Here is a 395-nt window from a genome sequence, read left to right on the forward strand (position 1 = left end):
CAAATATGCTGCTCTGGAAGCTCGATCGTTAAGTCTGTGCCAGGTGCTTCATAATGAAGCTTGTGGTAGTGGCGTTCATTGAGTATTTTGACCTTTTCGTTTAATGACGCATCATGCTTTTTCCAAGCCTCAACTGGATCTGCTTGATCAGCGCGTGCGACTTTAAAGATTTGATCCCACAATAACGTGACAGCTTCTTCATCTGTATGGTCAGGGAAAATCTTTTTCGCCCATTCTTTTGATGCAGCACCTACGACTGTCCAAGCGACTTTGTCAGATTGAACGTATTGACGATATGTATGTAGTGCTGAACCAGCAGCTTTTTGCTGTGCAGCGATTTTTTTCGAATCAATGCCTCGCAAAAGGTCAGGGCTTTCTGACAGGATGGTAATAAA

The 395-nt window shown here is 43.5% G+C and carries 1 protein-coding gene; it reads right to left on the reverse strand.

The window, feature by feature from the left end; translation table 11 throughout:
• Window positions 1-395: aminopeptidase (locus GFC01_RS18505; RefSeq protein WP_194175054.1), on the reverse strand; the 395-nt coding region annotated here is incomplete at both ends.

Origin of the sequence: Desulfofundulus thermobenzoicus, assembly GCF_009428905.1 — a bacterium.
GTDB lineage: Bacteria > Bacillota > Desulfotomaculia > Desulfotomaculales > Desulfovirgulaceae > Desulfofundulus_A > Desulfofundulus_A thermobenzoicus.